General features: G+C 40.7%; 1 pseudogene. It reads right to left on the minus strand.

The features are described from left to right. Positions 1 to 643: pseudogene (locus IQR33_RS15220) on the minus strand (hypothetical protein); the annotation flags it as partial.

Here is a 643-nt window from a genome sequence, read left to right on the forward strand (position 1 = left end):
CCACATACATAGACTCTCATATTAGTTTGAGCTTTCATAAAAGCTCTCACTGCAGGGTTAAGGTCTTGCCCCTCATCTACAAGTAGCACATCAAAATGCTCGCTCAAATCTACTTGGGCAATAGAGAAACCTTTTAGGTAACCATCGTGCGTCATGGGAACCGGACTTTCCAATAACTGCATTTCATTCCAGATTTGCTTGGCACTAGAAACTAGCTGCTCTTGAATATCCAATGATTTTTTATTTTTGGGGTTGTATGGAGCGTGTTTTTTTTCTATTTCTTGGTCTTCACTACAAAAATAGTTTTCTAAAGTAACCATAGTCCCGTTTGCGATGGACCAGTCGCACCTGAGGTGCTTTCTAATCAGCCCCATGCTGAGGTTTTCTGCAAACTTGTGGCGGTAGTATTTTCCTACGAATTGATATGCTAACTGATGGCCAGTGAGTGATAGACAATTGGGAGGTAAATTAGCGGCATCTGCGATCGGACGATTATAAGTAATATAGAGCATTCTTAGCTCTGGATATGCATTCGCGAACAATCTAAATAATGTAGTTTTACCAGTTCCTGCAAGCGCTTTGATCACAGCAAGCCTAACAGGTTTGTATATGACGTTTTGTTGTTCTAACGTTGGTTTCATTC

This window comes from Vibrio sp. OPT46 (assembly GCF_015163535.1).
GTDB lineage: Bacteria > Pseudomonadota > Gammaproteobacteria > Enterobacterales > Vibrionaceae > Vibrio > Vibrio alginolyticus.